This is a genomic window from Rhizobium sp. ZW T2_16 (genome assembly GCF_044987325.1).
Classification (GTDB): domain Bacteria; phylum Pseudomonadota; class Alphaproteobacteria; order Rhizobiales; family Rhizobiaceae; genus Neorhizobium; species Neorhizobium cellulosilyticum.
In genome coordinates this window covers 36,832-53,796 of the sequence record NZ_JBJDRG010000002.1, presented here as the reverse complement: position 1 = coordinate 53,796, position 16,965 = coordinate 36,832, and the positions used below count along the sequence as shown (strand labels likewise).

General features: G+C 60.5%; 15 protein-coding genes and 1 tRNA gene. 7 read left to right on the top strand and 9 right to left on the bottom strand.

Annotated features, from left to right (window positions below):
* The first annotated feature begins 4 nt into the window (after positions 1–4).
* Both ACI3K0_RS05750 and ACI3K0_RS05745 read left to right on the top strand, forming a co-directional pair.
* Positions 5–742 (top strand): 16S rRNA (uracil(1498)-N(3))-methyltransferase, encoded by a 738-nt coding sequence (locus ACI3K0_RS05750; protein ID WP_183823175.1) that lies wholly within the window; start codon positions 5–7, stop codon positions 740–742.
* A gap of 160 nt (positions 743–902) precedes the next feature.
* Positions 903–2,276, top strand: coding sequence for a glutamate--cysteine ligase (locus tag ACI3K0_RS05745; protein WP_183823177.1), 1,374 nt, complete (start codon positions 903–905; stop codon positions 2,274–2,276).
* Positions 2,277–2,418: 142 nt separating this feature from the next.
* On the opposite strand, the gene ACI3K0_RS05740 is transcribed toward ACI3K0_RS05745, so the two are convergent.
* Positions 2,419–2,724: a DUF1127 domain-containing protein gene (locus ACI3K0_RS05740; protein ID WP_148147384.1), complete on the bottom strand. Its 306-nt coding sequence runs from the start codon at positions 2,722–2,724 to the stop codon at positions 2,419–2,421.
* Between the two features lie 191 nt (positions 2,725–2,915).
* On the opposite strand from ACI3K0_RS05740, the gene ACI3K0_RS05735 reads away from it, so the two are divergent.
* Both ACI3K0_RS05735 and ACI3K0_RS05730 read left to right on the top strand, forming a co-directional pair.
* Positions 2,916–3,866 carry a LysR substrate-binding domain-containing protein gene (locus ACI3K0_RS05735; RefSeq protein WP_148147385.1) on the top strand — a complete coding sequence of 317 codons (951 nt, stop codon included), beginning with the start codon at positions 2,916–2,918 and terminating at the stop codon, positions 3,864–3,866.
* Positions 3,867–3,978: 112 nt separating this feature from the next.
* Positions 3,979–4,875, top strand: a complete 897-nt coding sequence (locus ACI3K0_RS05730; protein WP_148147386.1) for a hydrogen peroxide-inducible genes activator — start codon at positions 3,979–3,981, stop codon at positions 4,873–4,875.
* Between the two features lie 32 nt (positions 4,876–4,907).
* On the opposite strand, the gene adhP is transcribed toward ACI3K0_RS05730, so the two are convergent.
* From adhP to ACI3K0_RS05705, 5 genes are all read right to left on the bottom strand, one after another.
* Positions 4,908–5,936, bottom strand: a complete 1,029-nt coding sequence (gene adhP / locus ACI3K0_RS05725; RefSeq protein WP_148147387.1) for an alcohol dehydrogenase AdhP — start codon at positions 5,934–5,936, stop codon at positions 4,908–4,910.
* Between the two features lie 155 nt (positions 5,937–6,091).
* Positions 6,092–6,970 (bottom strand): dienelactone hydrolase family protein, encoded by an 879-nt coding sequence (locus ACI3K0_RS05720; RefSeq protein ID WP_183823179.1) that lies wholly within the window; start codon positions 6,968–6,970, stop codon positions 6,092–6,094.
* A 141-nt stretch (positions 6,971–7,111) separates the two neighbouring features.
* Positions 7,112–7,531 (bottom strand): MAPEG family protein, encoded by a 420-nt coding sequence (locus ACI3K0_RS05715; protein ID WP_148147403.1) that lies wholly within the window; start codon positions 7,529–7,531, stop codon positions 7,112–7,114.
* Between the two features lie 99 nt (positions 7,532–7,630).
* Positions 7,631–9,124 (bottom strand): IMP dehydrogenase, encoded by a 1,494-nt coding sequence (gene guaB / locus ACI3K0_RS05710; RefSeq protein ID WP_148147389.1) that lies wholly within the window; start codon positions 9,122–9,124, stop codon positions 7,631–7,633.
* A gap of 189 nt (positions 9,125–9,313) precedes the next feature.
* Positions 9,314–10,318 carry an MBL fold metallo-hydrolase gene (locus ACI3K0_RS05705; protein WP_183684969.1) on the bottom strand — a complete coding sequence of 335 codons (1,005 nt, stop codon included), beginning with the start codon at positions 10,316–10,318 and terminating at the stop codon, positions 9,314–9,316.
* A gap of 219 nt (positions 10,319–10,537) precedes the next feature.
* On the opposite strand from ACI3K0_RS05705, the gene ACI3K0_RS05700 reads away from it, so the two are divergent.
* Positions 10,538–11,950 (top strand): MFS transporter, encoded by a 1,413-nt coding sequence (locus tag ACI3K0_RS05700; protein WP_148147391.1) that lies wholly within the window; start codon positions 10,538–10,540, stop codon positions 11,948–11,950.
* Positions 11,951–11,953: 3 nt separating this feature from the next.
* Here ACI3K0_RS05700 and ACI3K0_RS05695 read toward each other — a convergent pair whose 3' ends face one another.
* Positions 11,954–12,694, bottom strand: coding sequence for an RlmE family RNA methyltransferase (locus tag ACI3K0_RS05695; protein ID WP_148147392.1), 741 nt, complete (start codon positions 12,692–12,694; stop codon positions 11,954–11,956).
* On the bottom strand, positions 12,691–14,442 hold the full coding sequence (locus ACI3K0_RS05690) for a Ppx/GppA phosphatase family protein (protein WP_183823181.1): 1,752 nt from the start codon (positions 14,440–14,442) through the stop codon (positions 12,691–12,693). Before ACI3K0_RS05690 ends, ACI3K0_RS05695 begins: the two co-directional genes overlap by 4 nt.
* Positions 14,443–14,680: 238 nt before the next feature.
* Here ACI3K0_RS05690 and ACI3K0_RS05685 point away from each other — a divergent pair.
* A tRNA-Gln gene (locus ACI3K0_RS05685) sits at positions 14,681–14,754 on the top strand.
* Between the two features lie 109 nt (positions 14,755–14,863).
* On the opposite strand, the gene ACI3K0_RS05680 is transcribed toward ACI3K0_RS05685, so the two are convergent.
* Positions 14,864–15,688, bottom strand: a complete 825-nt coding sequence (locus ACI3K0_RS05680) for a pseudouridine synthase (RefSeq protein ID WP_183823202.1) — start codon at positions 15,686–15,688, stop codon at positions 14,864–14,866.
* 346 nt (positions 15,689–16,034) lie between these two features.
* Between ACI3K0_RS05680 and prmB the strand changes: the two genes are divergently transcribed.
* On the top strand, positions 16,035–16,949 hold the full coding sequence (gene prmB / locus ACI3K0_RS05675) for a 50S ribosomal protein L3 N(5)-glutamine methyltransferase (protein WP_183823204.1): 915 nt from the start codon (positions 16,035–16,037) through the stop codon (positions 16,947–16,949).
* The last annotated feature ends 16 nt before the right edge of the window (positions 16,950–16,965 follow it).

The window sequence follows — 16,965 nt, the reverse complement described above, 5'->3', positions numbered from 1 at the left end:
GATCATGCGCGCCAATTTTCGCCTTCAGCGGCTTTTCGTCGTTTCTCCCCTGTCTACCGACACCCGGCATGAGGTATCGAGCGAGCAGTTCAATTATCTCGCCAACGTGCTGAGGCTGGAAGCCGGTGCGAAGGTTCTGGTATTCAACGGACGCGACGGCGAATGGCTGGCCGAGATCACCTTTCCCAGCCGCAAGAAGATCGTGCTTCAGCCGATCGAGCAGACAAGGCCGCAACCGGAAACCTCCGACCTGCATTATCTGTTTGCGCCGCTAAAAGTCGGCCGGCTGGATTATCTGGTGCAGAAGGCCGTGGAGATGGGGGCCGGCACGATGCAGCCGGTGATGACCCAGCATGTACAGGGTAAGATCACCAATCTCGACCGGCTGAAAGCGAATGTGACGGAAGCTGCCGAACAATGCGGCGTGCTGTCGATCCCGGAGGTTTGCGAACCGCGCAAGCTTGCCGAGATACTGGAGCGCTGGTCTGAAGACCGGCGGATCATCTTCTGTGACGAAGGCGACGAGGGCCAGAACCCGTTGCCGATCCTGGCAAAGATCACCGAGAAAAAGGTTGCCCTGCTTGTCGGTCCGGAGGGCGGGTTTTCGGAGGAGGAACGCAGCCTCTTGCGCTCGCTGCCCTACGTGACGGCGATACCGCTCGGGCCGCGGATCCTGCGGGCCGATACGGCGGCGGTTGCGGCACTGGCGGTCATTCAGGCGGCGATCGGTGATTGGAAGTAATGGAGGACCATTGCAGACTTGCCAAAGCGCAACAGATCGCACTGTTTTTCTGAACTGATCTTGAAACAAATTCGCTTGCACCGCAGATGAATTCGGTTCAATCAGCCGGACGATTATCAGTCTGGCTTATCATTCCAGGCCTTCCGACCAAGGTATTTTCATGGCGCGTGACACGACCGACCAGACACCACTTTCCTCGGTATCTGAGCTTTCCGCCTATCTGGCGCAGGGCTCGCGCCCCAAGGAAAAATTCCGCATCGGCACCGAACACGAGAAATTCGTGTTTTTCGCCAAGGACAACGCTCCCGTTCCCTATTTCGGCGATGCCAGCATTTCCGCGCTTTTGAAGGGCATGCAGGAAAGGCTCGGCTGGGAGCCGATCATGGACGGCGAGAACATCATCGGGCTTGGAGAACAGTCCGGCATGGGCGCGATCTCGATCGAGCCTGGCGGCCAGTTCGAATTGTCCGGAGCGCCGCTGGAGACGATCCACGAGACCTGCAAGGAATCCAACAAGCATCTGGCGCTGGTGAAAGAGATCGCAGAGCCGATGGGCATTCGCTTCCTTGGGCTGGGCGGCAGCCCGACATGGTCTCTGGCTGAAACGCCGCGCATGCCAAAATCCCGCTACGACATCATGACCCGTTACATGCCGAAGGTCGGCGCCAAGGGTCTCGACATGATGTACCGCACCTGCACGATCCAGGTTAACCTCGATTTCTCCTCGGAAGCCGACATGGCCGCCAAGATGCGGGTGTCGATGAAGCTGCAGTCGATCGCGACCGCGCTGTTTGCTTCCTCGCCGTTTACCGAAGGCAAGCCTAACGGTCTCCTCTCCTGGCGCGGCGATATCTGGCGCGATACCGACAACCGGCGTTCCGGCACCCTGCCCTTCGTCTTCGATGCGGATTTCCGGTTCGACCACTATGTCGAATGGGCGCTCGACGTGCCGATGTATTTTATCGTTCGCGACGGCAAATATCACGACTGCACTCATGTGACCTTCCGCCAGTTCATGGCCGGCGCGCTGAAGGGCGAAGTGGCCGACTGGCAGCCGAACATGGGTGACTGGACGAACCATCTCTCGACGCTCTTCCCCGACGTTCGACTGAAGCGTTTTCTTGAAATGCGCGGCGCAGACGGCGGCCCGTGGCGCCGGATCTGCGCGCTTCCGGCCTTCTGGGTCGGTTTGCTTTACGACGATGCGGCGCTTGCCGAAGCCGAGGCGCTGACGGCAGACTGGACGTTCGAGGATGTTGTCGCGATGCGCGATGCCGTCCCGGCACAGGGGCTTGCAGCGACGATCAAGGGCCGTCCGGTTCTGGACGTGGCGCGCGATGCAGCGCGGATTTCGACGGCCGGCCTCAAGGCGCGGGCGAAGCTCAATGGCGACGGCCAGGACGAAAGCGTCTTCCTGCAACCGCTCGAAGAAGTGCTGGCGAAGAAGGCAACGCTCGCCGACGATCTGCTTGCACTTTTCAACGGCCGCTGGAATGGCTCGGTCGAGCCGGTGTTCGACGAATACCAGTATTGATCTGAAAGCCCGCTTCGGCGGGCTTTTCTTCGCTCCACACAAAACAAAAAAGGCCCGGCGCGGGTGTCCGGCCGGGCAAGAGGCAGGGTCATTGGCTTACCCTGCGGGGAAAATCGTTACATTTTCGAATTGATGCACGCGGTCAGCGAGCTGGCGGCCGGGCAAACCGCGTGCGGGCGCGCGTACGAGCAGCCTTTGCCAGAAGCAGAGACGGATCATCCAGCGCGCCGGAACGATCAAGTGCGATCACGACATCACGGCGGCTAAGTCCGATATCGTCGAGCATATGATCATCCAATTCAGAAAGCGGATGCGCCGCAATGCGATTACGGATGGCGCGCCATGCGGATTTGATGCGCACGAACACGGCCGTCTGGACCAAACCGGCGCGAACCGGGGCCGCAGCCTTTACGAGCTTCAAATCAGTTCCGCATTCGGTCGTGCTCATCGGGGTATCCTTTCATCGGGCACGGTCAAAGGCTTTCCGACGGCTGATGCGGACGGATTGCCGGTGAGACATTTGCGCCGTTTGCAACAGCGCCTCTGTTCGAGAATTGCAGGTGTTATCGGTTAATCGTATTGATCAGTCCAACGAATGTTTCTAATGATGATTATCAACTTCACTGATGGATGACGCCCATGTCCGCTCCTCTCGATATCGACCAGTTGCATACTTTCATCGCCATCATCGACACGGGCAGCTTCACCAAGGCTGCGGACCGAGTGTTCAAGACGCAATCTGCCGTTTCGATGCAGATGCGCAGGCTTGAAGAACGGATCGGCAAGCAGCTGTTTGCCAAGGACGGGCGGGGCAACCGCCTGACGGCCGAGGGCGAGAAGCTGATGAACTATGCCCGGCGCATCATCCGGCTGAACAACGAGGCGATTGCGGCCTTCGATGACAACCGGCTGGAGGGCACGATCCGGATCGGCACTCCCGACGATTATGCCGACCGCTACATGCCGGAAATCATCGGCCGGTTCGCCAAGACCCATCCGAATGTGGAACTCTATATCGTCTGCGAACCATCGGTCAGCCTCGGCGAAAAGATGGCGCGGGGCGAACTCGATATCGCACTCGTGACCCATAACCCGCGGCAGCGGATCTCGGATGTGGTGCGGACGGAACCGCTGTGCTGGGTTGCATCCGCCAACCATCCGCTGAAGGATGATGCGCCTGTGCCGCTTGCGGTCGGACGCCGTGACTGTCTGTGGCGGCAGCTTGCCTGTTCGGCACTGGACGCGGATGGGCGCGAATATCAGGTTCTGTTCACCAGCTGGTCTTCGACCGTCATTGCGGCTGCGATCCTTGCCGGCATGGCCGTTTCGGTTCTGCCGGAATCGGCACTTCGGCCGGGCATGAAGGTTCTGACAGCCGCAGACGGCTTTCCGCCGCTGCCGCCAGTGCAGATCGGCCTGATGAAACGGCCGGGGCTTTCGCCGTCGCTGATGAACGCGATCACCGATCACATCACCGCCTGCCTCGACAACATTTCACCGGCCGCGATACCCGACGATCTCGACGGCGAGGTGAAGAGCTTCGCCCGGCAGGCGCGAGCGAGGTCGGGCCAGGTGATGACGGGGTGGTGAGATCTCCGTCAGCGTTTCATTTTCCAACGCGGCTGCAAACAGTTGAAGAAGATACCCTCATCTCATAATCTTGAGGTGCGGCATCGTCGCCGTTCGATCGGAATTTCCTATCATGCTTACACTTCGCCAGATGCGGTATTTCGAGGCGCTGGCTGCCACGCGGCATTTCGGCAAGGCGGCGGCGATGGTGCATGTCAGCCAGCCGGCGCTTTCGACCCAGATCATGGAAATGGAAGATCATCTGGGCGCGCAGCTGGTGGAGCGCAATCGCGCCGGCGTGCTTCTGACCGCCAAGGGCGAGGCGGTATTGTCGCGCATCCGCGTCATTCTTGGCGCGGTTGACGAACTGGAACAGACGGCGAGGCGCAAGAGCGGTGTCCTGGCCGGGCCGATCCGCATCGGCATCATTCCGACGGTCGCGCCCTATCTTGTGCCGAAACTGATCCCGTATCTGCGTCAAGCCTATCCGGAAATCGAGATTGAGCTGAAGGAAACAGTGACCGACCGGCTGGTTGCCGAACTTCTCGACGGGCGGCTGGATGCGGTGATCGCGGCGCTGCCGGTAGAAGCAGAGACGCTTGAGGTCAGGCCCTTGTTCGCCGACCGGTTCTTCATGGCGATGGCGAAGAATGACCGTGAGGTGCTGACCTCGCCGATGACGGAAAACCAGGTGGATGCCGACCGGCTGCTGCTGCTCGAAGAAGGGCACTGCCTGCGCGATCAGGCGCTTGCCGTCTGCAGCGCGGCCGGGAAAAGAAGCCTCGTCAATTTTGGCGCAACCTCAATGGCGACGCTGCTGCAGATGGTATCCCATGACATGGGAATGACGTTGATCCCCGAAATGGCGCTTGCCTCGGAAACCGCCCGAAACAACCTGATAATCGTGCCGTTTGCCGATCCCGCACCATCTCGCGAGATCGGATTGATATGGCGAAAATCCAGCGGGCGTTCAGAGGACATGTCTGCCTTGGCGGCAGCGATTATCGAGACAGCCCCGAAGCAGAAATGAGGGGCGCTGAGCGCCCCTCACCCGATCTTGGATCAGGCCGCGAGGTCCAGGACGACACGGCCGTCGATCTTGCCCTCTTCCATGCGGTGGAAAATGGCGTTTATGTTTTCCAGCTTGTCCCAAGAGAAAGTCGCGGCAACCTTGCCTTCCCCAGCAAAGACCAGCGACTCCTCAAGATCCTGACGGGTGCCGACAATGGAGCCACGCACGGTGATACGCTTCAGAACCGTATCGAAGACCGGCAGCGAGATATAACCGGGTGGCAGGCCGACCAACGCCATCGTGCCCCTGGAGCGCAGGAAGCCGTATGCCTGCTCCATCGCCTTGGGCGAAACGGCGGTAACCAGCGCGCCATGCACGCCGCCGGTCGCCTTCTGCACCTGCTCGATGGCATCGGCATCGCGGCCATTGACTGTGATGTCTGCGCCAAGCTTTTTCGCCAGATCCAGCTTTTCATCAAAAATATCGGCGGCCACAACATGCATGCCCATGGCCTTGGCATACTGAACAGCCATATGGCCGAGGCCGCCAACGCCGGAGATGACCACCCATTCGCCGGGCCGGACCTCAGTTTCCTTCAGGCCCTTGTAGACGGTGACGCCGGCGCAGAGCACGGGAGCGGCTGCGCCGAATTCGAGATTATCCGGCAGGCGGCCGCAGAAATCCGGATCGGCCAGACCATATTGCGCAAACGTGCCGTTGACGGAATAACCGGTATTCTGCTGGCTGCCGCAGAGCGTTTCCCAGCCGGTGCGGCAAGGCGAGCACGCGCCGCAGGCGGTGTGCAGCCACGGCACGCCGACGCGATCGCCTTCCTTGATACGGGAGACGCCGGCGCCGAGCTTTGCGACATAGCCGACACCCTCATGGCCGGGAATGAAGGGGGGATTGGGCTTGACCGGCCAATCGCCATTGGCGGCATGAAGATCGGTGTGGCAGACACCTGTTGCTTCGTATTTTATCAGGACCTGACCCGGGCCTGGATCGGGGATCGCCACTTCCTCGATGACGAGCGGCTTTCCGAATGCCCGTACGACGGCGGCCTTCATTGTTGATGCCATTTCATCCTCCTCACAAGCGATGACATTCGGCTGAGCGCTTGCTCGCCGCAACCGTGGAGAGAAAAGAAGCCGAACTGACACATGTCAACGTCGGCGGGTTTGCCGCCGCCGCTTCTGTCGCAAGGCTGCTACACTTGTGTGTGGCAAGATTGGTGTCAGCTAAGATACTTCCTGAAAAAGTCGGTCGTTCGGCTCCAGGCGAGATCTGCGGCTGCCTTGTCATAACGGGCGGCCGAGGTGTCGTTGTTGAAGGCGTGGTTGACGCCCTCGTAGACGAAGAGCTCGAAGGTCTTGCCGTTCTTTTCCAGCGCCTCGCGATAGGCGGGGATGCCGGCATTGATGCGCTCGTCGAGGCCGCCGTAATGCAACATCAGCGGCGCCTTGATTTTTGGCACATCCGCCGCCGGTGCCTGTTGTCCATAGTAGGCGACGCCGGCATTAAGCTCCGGCGAGTTGACCGCCATGCGGTTGACGAGGCCACCACCCCAGCAGAAGCCAACAGCACCGACTTTTCCGTTGGCGCCTTCATGTTTCGAAAGCCAGGCACGCGCCGCTTCGCCATCAGCGGCAGTCTGTGCCGGCGCAAGGGTGGAAAACATCTCGCGCGCCTTGTCCTCATCCGTGGGCGTTCCGCCGAGAGGAGAGAGGAAATCCACCGCAAGCGCGTTGAAGCCCTCCAGCGCCGCGCGGCGGGCGACATCGCGGATATGGTCGTTGAGGCCGCGGTTTTCGTGGATGACGATGATGGAGCCGAGCGGGCCGGTCGCGGATTTGGGACGGGCCCAATAGGCTTTCATGTCGCCGGTCGAACCGGGAAAAGTGACGTTTTCGGTCGTCAGCCGGTCGTCGCTTGCCTCGACCATGGCGGCGCGGGCGCCATTGGCGGCGAGCATGGGGGCGATGGCGGCCGCTGCGGCGCCGGACCCTGCGAGTGCGGTCAGCCGTTCCATGAACTTGCGTCGGTCGAGATGGAGATGGGTATATTCGTCATAGGCGTTGATCATCGCCTGGGTGACTTTTGGCTCCTTGTCCATGATGCCTGCTCCTCTCGCTACGCTTCGTGCAAAGTTAGGGCGGCCCTCCGACAAGGCGATGAAGCGCGGAAGGGCCGCGCTACACTTATGCGTGAAGAAATTGGTGCGTTAAAAAGATTGGTGCGTGAGAGCGGACCCGCCTCAGGACGTGGCGAGCCAAATCGCCAGCCAGCCCCACATCAACACTGTCACCATGAAGCCGAGCATGAACAGCGGGCGGCGCAGAAGCAGCCGGTTGCTGGTGATGTGGACATAGGAATGCGCGTAACGCGAGATGACGAAGATCCAGGCGAGTACAATGGTGATGATGTTGTCGGCATTGCAGATGAAGATCGCCAGCACGCCGGCGTGAAAAAGCATCGGCAGCTCGAACTGGTTCTTCAGGTTGTTATGGACCAGCAGGCTCTCAGTCGGCTCTGACAAGTTCTCCTTGAACTGCCGCGCATCGTAACCGCCGTCGCGGATGGCTGCGCCGCGGCGCATCGACAGCAGATAATAGAGGATGAAGACCAGAAAAGCGTGGGCAATCATTGGCCAGAACATGGCGGTCGTGTCGGTCATCATCGGCAATACTCCTACAATCTTCCCGACCTTCTGGCACGAAAACGGGCCGGGCAAAATGCCCGGCCCGCCTGAAATCGGTGGAGATGCTTCAACTCTTTACGAGCTGACGCCCGGATAGTTCGGGCTTTCGCGGGTGATGGTCACGCCATGCGGATGGCTTTCGCGAAGACCAGCGCCCGAAATGCGCACGAAGGTCGCCTTTTCCTGGAAGTCCTTGATGTCCTTGCCGCCGACATAACCCATGGCAGCCTTGAGGCCACCGGCGAGCTGGTGCAGCACGGCCGAGACCGGGCCCTTGTACGGAACCTGACCTTCGATGCCTTCCGGAACGAGCTTCAGCGTGTCGCGCACTTCCGCCTGGAAGTAACGGTCTGCCGAGCCGCGCGCCATGGCGCCGACGGAGCCCATGCCGCGATAGGCTTTGAAGGAACGGCCCTGGTAGAGGTAAACTTCGCCCGGGCTTTCATCGGTACCGGCCAGAAGCGAGCCGACCATGACGGCGGAGGCGCCGGCGGCGATCGCCTTGGCGACGTCGCCCGAGAACTTCAGGCCACCATCGGCGATGACCGGGATACCGTGCTTGTTGCCTTCCTCGACTGCCGCCATGACGGCTGCGAGCTGCGGAACGCCGACGCCTGCGACAACGCGGGTGGTGCAGATCGAGCCCGGGCCGATACCGACCTTGATGCAGTCTGCGCCGGCATCGATCAGTGCCTTGGTGCCTTCGGCGGTAGCGACATTGCCGGCGATGATGCGAATGGCGTTCGACATCTTCTTGACGTGGGCAACGGCATCCAGAACCTTCTGGGAATGACCGTGGGCGGTATCGACGACGATGACATCGACGCCGGCATCGATCAGGCGCTCGGCGCGCTCGACGCCATCGTCACCGGTGGAGATGGCGGCGGCGGCACGCAGACGGCCCTGGGCGTCCTTAGCGGCGTTCGGGTTGAGCTGCGACTTCTCGATGTCCTTGACGGTGATGAGACCGATGCAGCGGCCTTCATTGTCGACGACCAGCAGCTTTTCGATGCGGTGGGAATGGAGAAGGCGCTTGGCCTCGGCCTGCTCGACACCGTCCTTGACCGTGATCAGGTTGTCGCGGGTCATCAGTTCGAAGATCTTCTGGTTCGGATCAGAAGCGAAACGGACGTCGCGGTTGGTGAGGATACCGACCAGACGGCCCGGGCGACCGCCGTTTTCGACGACCGGAATGCCGGAAATGCCGTGAGCCTTCATCAACGACAGGGCTTCGGCCAGCGTTGCATCCGGGCCGATCGTGACCGGGTTGACGACCATGCCGCTTTCGAACTTCTTGACCTGGCGGACTTCTTCAGCTTGTTCGATCGGGGTCAGGTTGCGGTGGATGACGCCCATGCCGCCCGACTGCGCCATGGCGATCGCCAGACGGCTTTCGGTGACCGTGTCCATGGCCGAGGACAGGATCGGCAACGAAAGGTCGATATCCTTGGCGATGCGGGTGGAAATATTGGTCTGACCCGGCATGATTTCCGAGTGCCCCGGCTGGAGAAGCACGTCGTCGAATGTTAGCGCTTCCGCGCCGGTTGCCGAGATTACGATGCGTGCCATTGCCAGTTCCTTCAGTTGGATAGGCAGAATCCTCCGGGAAAAGGAAATCCTTCATCCGGTTGCTTCTGCATGAAATACATGGAAGTTGGCGAGGGCTGGTAACACGTTCATGACAACAAGGGAATAGAAAAAACCCGGGAGGCAGCCCACCCGGGTTTGCATAGCTCATATGCTGTACGCAGAAAACGATCAGATATCGAACTGATAGCTCTTCGGCACGAAGCGGTAACCCGTCTCCTGCTTTTCGGCATAACCGACCGCCGGGAACGGCATGTGATAGCCGAGGAAGGCGACCTTGTCGGTGGCGACCATGTCGAACACCTTCTTCCGGGTTGCGGCGGCGGCGGCCTTGTCCATGTCGAACTTCACTTCCCAATCCGGGCGCTGCAGCGACAGCACGAAGTGGTTTGCCGTGTCGGCCGTCAGGATCAGGCGCTTGCCGGCGGATTCGACGTTGAAGATCATGTGGCCCGGCGAGTGGCCGAAAGCTGCCATGCTGGTGATGCCGGAGACGACATCGGCGCCATCACCGATGAAGGTGATCTTTTCGGCAAGCGGCTTGACGTTGGCAAGCACGCCCTTGTGGCCACCTTCGGCAGGTGTGCCGACACGCGCAGTATCGCTCCAGAAATCGTATTCCTTCTGGCCGACGACATAACGGGCATTCTCGAAGGCAGGTTTTCCATTTTCCATCAGGCCGCCGATATGGTCGCCGTGTAGATGGGTCAGGACGACGATGGTGACGTCGGCCGGCATGTAACCGGCAGCGGCCATACCTTCTATCAGGCGGCCTGCGCCCTGTGCATGACCGGACTGGCCGAAACCGGTATCGAACAGGATAACGTCAGAACCGGTGTCGATCAGGGTCGGCGAGAAGCCGTTGACGAACTGGTCTGTCGGCAAAAAATTGTCAGACAGAAGCGCGCCGACGGTTTCAGCGGACTGGTTGGTGCCGAAGGTTTCGTTCGGCACGCCAGACGGACGAGCGCCATCCTTGACGACGAGAACCTCGAAACTGCCTACCTTGAACTTATGAAGATCGGGCGGGGTAACACGATCGATTGCCAAATTGCTGCTCGCTTTGCTGCTGTCCTGGGCGAAGGCCGCCCGGTTGCCGATGATTGCCGGTGCAGCGAGGACCGTGAAGCCCGCAGTGCCCAGCAAAGTTCTTCTTCCGATACCGTTTCCAGCCATATCCCGTTCCCTCATGACGAATGATGTCGACGCGAAGTTAGCGCGCCCGAGCGAAAAGTTGACGATGATCAGGGGTCAAAATCGCGTTTTCACGCAGACGTGACACCTCGCCCGACCAATGAGATGAACAAAAGGCGCGGAACGTCCATTGGCAGAACGGCTTTGGAGGTTTACAGGCCTCTTGTCCCTCGGGCCTGTCAGATAACGGCATCCGTCTCCATGAATCGTATCATTCCACTCATCCTCGCTGTCGCCCTGTTCATGGAGAACATGGATTCGACTGTGATCGCCACCGCGCTTCCGACAATCGCCAATGATCTCGGCGTCAGCCCGATCACACTCAAGCTGGCGCTAACCTCTTATATGGTGGCGCTTGCGATGTTCATCCCGATCAGCGGATGGATGTCGGACCGGTTCGGCGCGAAGAAGGTGTTCCGGCTGGCGATCTGCGTTTTCATCATCGGATCGATCCTCTGCGCGATCTCCGATTCTGTCGTCCAGTTCGTCATGTCACGTTTTCTGCAGGGCATGGGCGGGGCAATGATGACGCCGGTCGGGCGCCTGGTTCTGCTGCGCACCACCAAGCGCAGCGATCTCGTTTCCGCCATGGCGCTTTTGACCATACCGGCGCTTGTCGGACCGCTGACGGGGCCGCCGATCGGTGGCTTCATTACGACCTATTTTTCCTGGCACTGGATCTTCATCATCAATGTGCCGATCGGGGTGATCGGCCTTTACCTCACCGGCAGATACCTGCCCGAAGTGCCGCCGATGGGAACTGCCAGGATGGACTGGACTGGCTTCCTGCTGACATCCGTCGCGGCCTCCGGCGTCGTCTTCGGGCTTTCGGTAATCGGCCTGCCGGCCCTGCCGCCCGCAGTCGGAATCAGCGCAACGCTTGCAGGCTTTGCCGCGTGCTTTCTTTATGTGCGTCACGCAAGGCTGCACCCTCACCCGATCCTGAACCTGCAGATCTTCAACGACCGGGCATTCAGGGCATCGACAACGGGTGGCACGCTGTTTCGGATTGCCACCGGTGCCATCCCCTTTCTGATGCCGCTGATGTTGCAGCTCGGTTTCGGGCTCAATCCGTTCCAATCCGGTCTTATCACTTTTTCAGGTGCGATCGGTGCGCTGACCGTGAAGTTCATGGCGCGGCGGGTATTTGCCGTCACCGGCTTCCGCACGGCGCTTATGGTCGCCGGCGTTCTCGGCGCAGCCATGACGGCGGTGAACGGGTTCTTCACGCCCGAGACGCCGCATATCTGGATCATCGGTGCGCTTCTGGCGGCAGGCCTGTTCCGCTCGCTGTTCTTTACCGGCGTCAACGCACTCGGTTATTCGGAGATTTCCGACGAACTGGCGAGCCAGGCGACCTCCATGGCATCCGCGCTGCAGCAGGTCAGCCTTGCGCTTGGCGTCGCCTTTGCCGCCTTCATCCTGGAAATGTCGTCGATGTTTTCAGGCAGCCATCTGCAGCTTTCAGATTTTCACCTTGCCTTCTTCATCGTGGCCGCCGTCTCGCTGTTTTCGATCATTCCGCTCATCAAGCTCGATCCGCTGACAGGGGCCGATGTTTCCGGCCACCGGGGCCGGCGACCGGCTGACGTGCAGCCGGAAGCGGGAGAATAAGGATCAGTCGTCAGACGTCTCGGAAACGACTTCGGCGTCAGCATCCTCTGCCCTGCGACCCTTGAAGTGCTTGGCGAGCAGGAACATCTCGACCGATTCCTGACGCGACGACGCGGGCTTCACATGGATGACCTGCTTGAAGTTCTTCTTTAGGAGATCAAGCAGATCCTTTTCCGTGCCGCCCTGGAAGGTCTTTGCCAGGAAGTGACCGCCTTCGGCCAGAACCTCGATGGCGAAATGCGCCGCGACCTCGCACAAATGCATGGTGCGCAGATGGTCTGTCCGGTGATGGCCGGTCGTCGGCGCCGCCATATCGGAAAGCACGAGGTTCGGCACGCCGCCGATCGCTTCCTTCAAAAGTGCAGGCGCGCTGTCATCGAGAAAATCGAGCTGCAGGATTTTTACGCCCGGCAAGGGATCGACCTCCAGAAAGTCGATGGCGGCCACGCGCGGATCCTCGTCCGTCGAGTTCGTCACCTTGGCGGCGATCTGCGACCAGCTGCCAGGTGCTGCGCCCAAATCGATGATGCGGCGGGCGCCCTTCAAGATCTGGTGTTTTTCATCGATCTCAAGCAGCTTGAAGGCGGCGCGGGCGCGATAACCCTCGAGCTTTGCCCGCTGCACGTAAGGATCGTTGATATGGCGCTCCAGCCAGCGGCGCGAAGACGCCTTCAGCTTGCCCTTCTTGACCTTCTGGCCGAGCTTTCGCCCTGTTCTGTTTATTCCGACCGGTGTCTTCGTCATCGCCGTCTCAAAACCTCTCCGGAACCTGTCGAGCCCGATCTTCTCGAGCGAATGCGCCGCCAGACGCCATCATCGGCCATCATATCGGTCAAAAGCCCTTCGCGCAGCCCGCGATCGGCAACCCGCATTCTGGGACTTGGCCAACGGCGGCGGATCGCCTCCAGAATGGCGCAGCCAGCAAGCACCAGATCAGCACGATCAGGGCCAATGCACGGATTGGCGGCACGCCCGGCGAAATCCCAGGAAAGCAGCTTTGCCTGCATGGCGGAAACTTCCGCATCCGACAGCCACAGGCCATCGACCCTGCGACGGTCATAACGCGGCAAATCGAGATGGACGCCGGCAAGCGTCGTGACCGTGCCCGATGTGCCGATCAGATGGAAATCGTAGTCGCTGCCGTTGCCACCGGCTTCAGGCGGCGGGCAATCGAATTTTGCCAGCATGCCCTGAACCTCACAGATCATCGCCTCGAAGACATCCGGCGTCACATCGCGACCACCATAACGCTCCGACAGAGTGACGACGCCGACGGGCAGCGACGTCCAGTGCGTGATATGGTTGGCAAGCCGCGATGAGCGATTGTCGGCGATGCGGATGACGGCAATTTCCGACGAGCCACCGCCGATATCGAACAGCACGATAGAACGCGCCTCACGCCCCACAAGCGAGGAGCAGCCGGAAACGGCAAGACGCGCCTCTGTCTCGCGATCGATGATTTCCAGCTCAAGACCGGTTTCGGCAGTCACCCGCGCCAGAAATTCCTCGCCGTTTGCGGCGGCGCGGCAGGCTTCGGTTGCGATCAACCGCATCTTGCGGATCGGCTTGGCGGCGAGCTTCAAGGCACAGATGCGCAAAGCCTCGACGGCACGGTCCATCGCGTCGTTCGACAGCCGGCCGGTGGCTGCAAGCCCCTCCCCCAGACGCACGATGCGCGAGAACGCATCGACGACGCGAAAATGGCCCGGACGCGTCGGCTGGGCGATCAGCAGGCGGCAATTGTTGGTGCCGAGATCGAGCGCGGCATAAAGATCGTCGTGGAAGGGAAGCGGCGCGTCGACCGACTGCAGGGCCGGGGTGATGCTGCTGCCCTGCTCGGAAGAAGACATCGCCCGTGTCAACGCAGGCTGCGAAACACCGTTCAGAGCGCCTTTTGCCTGTGTGAGGGGGCGCCCCTGAAGGCCGCGACCGGCCCGGTTCTTCTTGCGCCGGTCCCGCCCTCTGCCGCCATGAGACTGACCGCTGTGAGACTGGCCACCATGAGACTGGCCGCCGTGATTTTTGCCTTCATTCCGCGATGCGCCTTCGCCACCCGCATGATGAGGCTGCTGCGCGCTTGCGCCGGCATTCGATGCGCCTGCCGAATGGGATGATCCGCCTCGGGCATCGACATGCGGCTTGCCACCGGAATGCCCTGAAGCACCGGCTGCAGCCTGTGGAATGTGATCGGACGATGCACCGGAATGAGATCTGGAGCGCCTGCGCTTGCGTTTGCGCGCAGGCTGATCCTGCTTCGCGACATCCGATTTCCCGGCATCGCGTTTAGCCACGTCCTGTCTTGACGAGTCCTGCTTTTTTTCTGGGCGCGCGGCCGGGTCAGCCTGAACGGCCGATGACGCGTGTTGGGAAGTGTTCGCATTGCGGTTTTTGCCGCCGCGCTTCCCTTTCCTGCGACGGGGCCGCTTTTGCGCCCCACGCTCTCCGGCCGACGCCCCGCCATCTGGCGGCATACGGCCGCTATCGGGGTCCATTGGTCGTTCTATCCATTTCGCGGCGCACCGCCTCCAAAAGGCGTGCTGCTGCGTCTGATTGCTTCGTTGCGGCAAGGATAACAGCGCAAGCGCAATTCGCCAATGTCTTTTTCCGAACGGCGACCAAAAGTGGCTGATGCAAGATGCTGCAAATTTTTCGGAAAAAACTATTTGCAAGTCGCGAAGGTTTGGCTATAAGCGCCGCACACCGACGAACCGGCCAAGCGCCGCTTCCTGCTGGGGAATAGTTCAACGGTAGAACGACGGACTCTGACTCCGTTAATCTTGGTTCGAATCCAGGTTCCCCAGCCAATTTTCTCTAGAAGATTATGTTTTTGTTGGCGTTTTGATTGGGTGTCATGATTGCTAATCATATCCGCAGACTTGATAGCCTATGTCGAATCGCTGCACAGAAGCTGGCTTAACGCTTCGGCGCAGCGGCGGACTGGACCCTCAGCCCATCAAGCTCCGCCTCGCTCAGCGCACGCACTGCCCCCTTATCCAGATCGCCCAGTACAAGATCACCGATCGCCACTCGGATGAGGCGCAGCGTGCCAATGTCTAGCACTTCGAGCATGCGGCGGATGTGGCGGTTCTTGCCTTCGTCCAGTTCGATCTCCAGCCAGGAATTCTTTTCGCCTTCGCGTAGTTTTATCGCGCGGCGGGCTTTTAAGGTTTCGCCGTCCTTTTCAATGCCTTTCGTCATCACCTTGAGCATCTCGTCGTCGACGAGCGTGTCGATCTGGACGTGATAGGTTTTCGGCACATGGGTTTCGGGATCGAGCAACGCATTGGCGAATTGCGTGTCATTGGTGAAGAGGAGAAGGCCCTCGCTCGCCTTGTCGAGCCGACCGACAGGGGAGAGATGCGTGTGGTCGTGGCCTTTCAGGCAATCGAAGACGGTCGGGCGGCCTTCGGGGTCATGGCGGGTGGTGACTAGGCCGCGGGGTTTGTTGAGCATCAGATAGACCGGGGCTTCGGCCGCGACCTCTCTTCCATCGACGGCGAGCTTTGCGGTGTCGAGGTCGATCCAGGCTTCGGTATCGGTGACGGTGCGGCCGTTGACGCTGACCTGGCCGGCGCGGATGAGATCCTCGGCTTGCGTGCGTGAGCAGAAGCCGAGTTTCGACAAGGCACGCGGGAGCGTGACGCGTTTGCCGGAGGATGGCGCGGCGGGTTTGCGGACGGGGGCCGCCGGCGGCCGGCGGTTCTGTGTTGGTTTGGAGCGTCGGGGCTTTTCGTTCATTTCATGCGGTTTCCTGCGCAGGCGATCACGTCTTCGCTCGACTCTGAGTTTCCGCCCCCTCTGGCCTGTCGGCTGCCGGGGCAGAGCCACCTGTCTCTGCCCGCTCTTCGAGCCCGCCACAAGTGGGGAGATTACGAGTGGTACCCGCCTGCCTTACTTTTGGCCTCGGTTGAGCGGCCAGCTTGAACCATTTGCCTTGCGGGACGGTCAGGACGGGTCTTGTCCAGCCTTCCCTGTTGACCCATCCGCCCTTGCCATTCTATGCCCGGCTTCGTCCAGTCCTATATGGTCCGGATGTGATCAAAACCCAATTGCCAAAACCCAGTTGTGACGAAGAGAGACGCCGGTGAGCCAGGATAACATTACGACAGACCTCGTGACGCTGCGCGATTACTGGCGTTATGCGATTTCCCGTTTCAATGCGGCCGAGCTGGGTTACGGCCACGGCACGACGACGGCCGGGGACGATGCGGCGTTTCTGCTGCTCGATTCACTCAACCTGCCGATCGATGCGCTCGATCCGTTTCTCGATGCGCGGCTTCTCCCATCCGAACGCAAGCTGCTTTCCGAGCGGATCGAGACGCGTGTGACGACGCGCAAGCCTTCGTCCTATATTACCGGCCATTCCTATATCCAGGGCGTGCGCTTCCATGTCGACGAGCGGGTGATCGTGCCGCGTTCGCATATCGGCGAGATCCTGTTTTCCGAATATCTGGGCGAACAGGGTTCGACCTATCTGCCTGATCCCTTTGCCGTGGAAACTGCCGTCGATATCTGCACCGGTTCGGGCTGCCTTGCGGTGCTGGCGGCAAAATTCTTCCCCAATGCGGCGATCGATGCGGTCGATCTTTCGGCCGATGCGCTGGAAGTGGCGAAGATCAATGTCGCCGAGCATGAAGTCGGTGAACAGGTGTCGCTCCATCAGGGCGATCTGTTTGCGCCGCTCAAGGGCAAGACCTATGACCTGATCATCACCAACCCGCCCTATGTGGACCATGCCTCGATGGCCGGCTTTCCGGCCGAACATCAGGCGGAGCCGGCGATGGCGCATGACGGCGGCGAGGACGGGCTCGATCTGGTGCGCCAGATACTTGAGCAGGCCGGCGACTATCTCAACCCGGAAGGCGGGATGATCTGCGAGATCGGCTCGGGCCGGGAAATTCTCGAGGAGGAATATCCGCATCTGGAATTCCTCTGGCTGGAAACGGCTGAATCTCAGGATGCCGTCTTCTGGATTTCCGCCGAAGCGCTGAAGGGTTAAACCACCGCCATTTCGA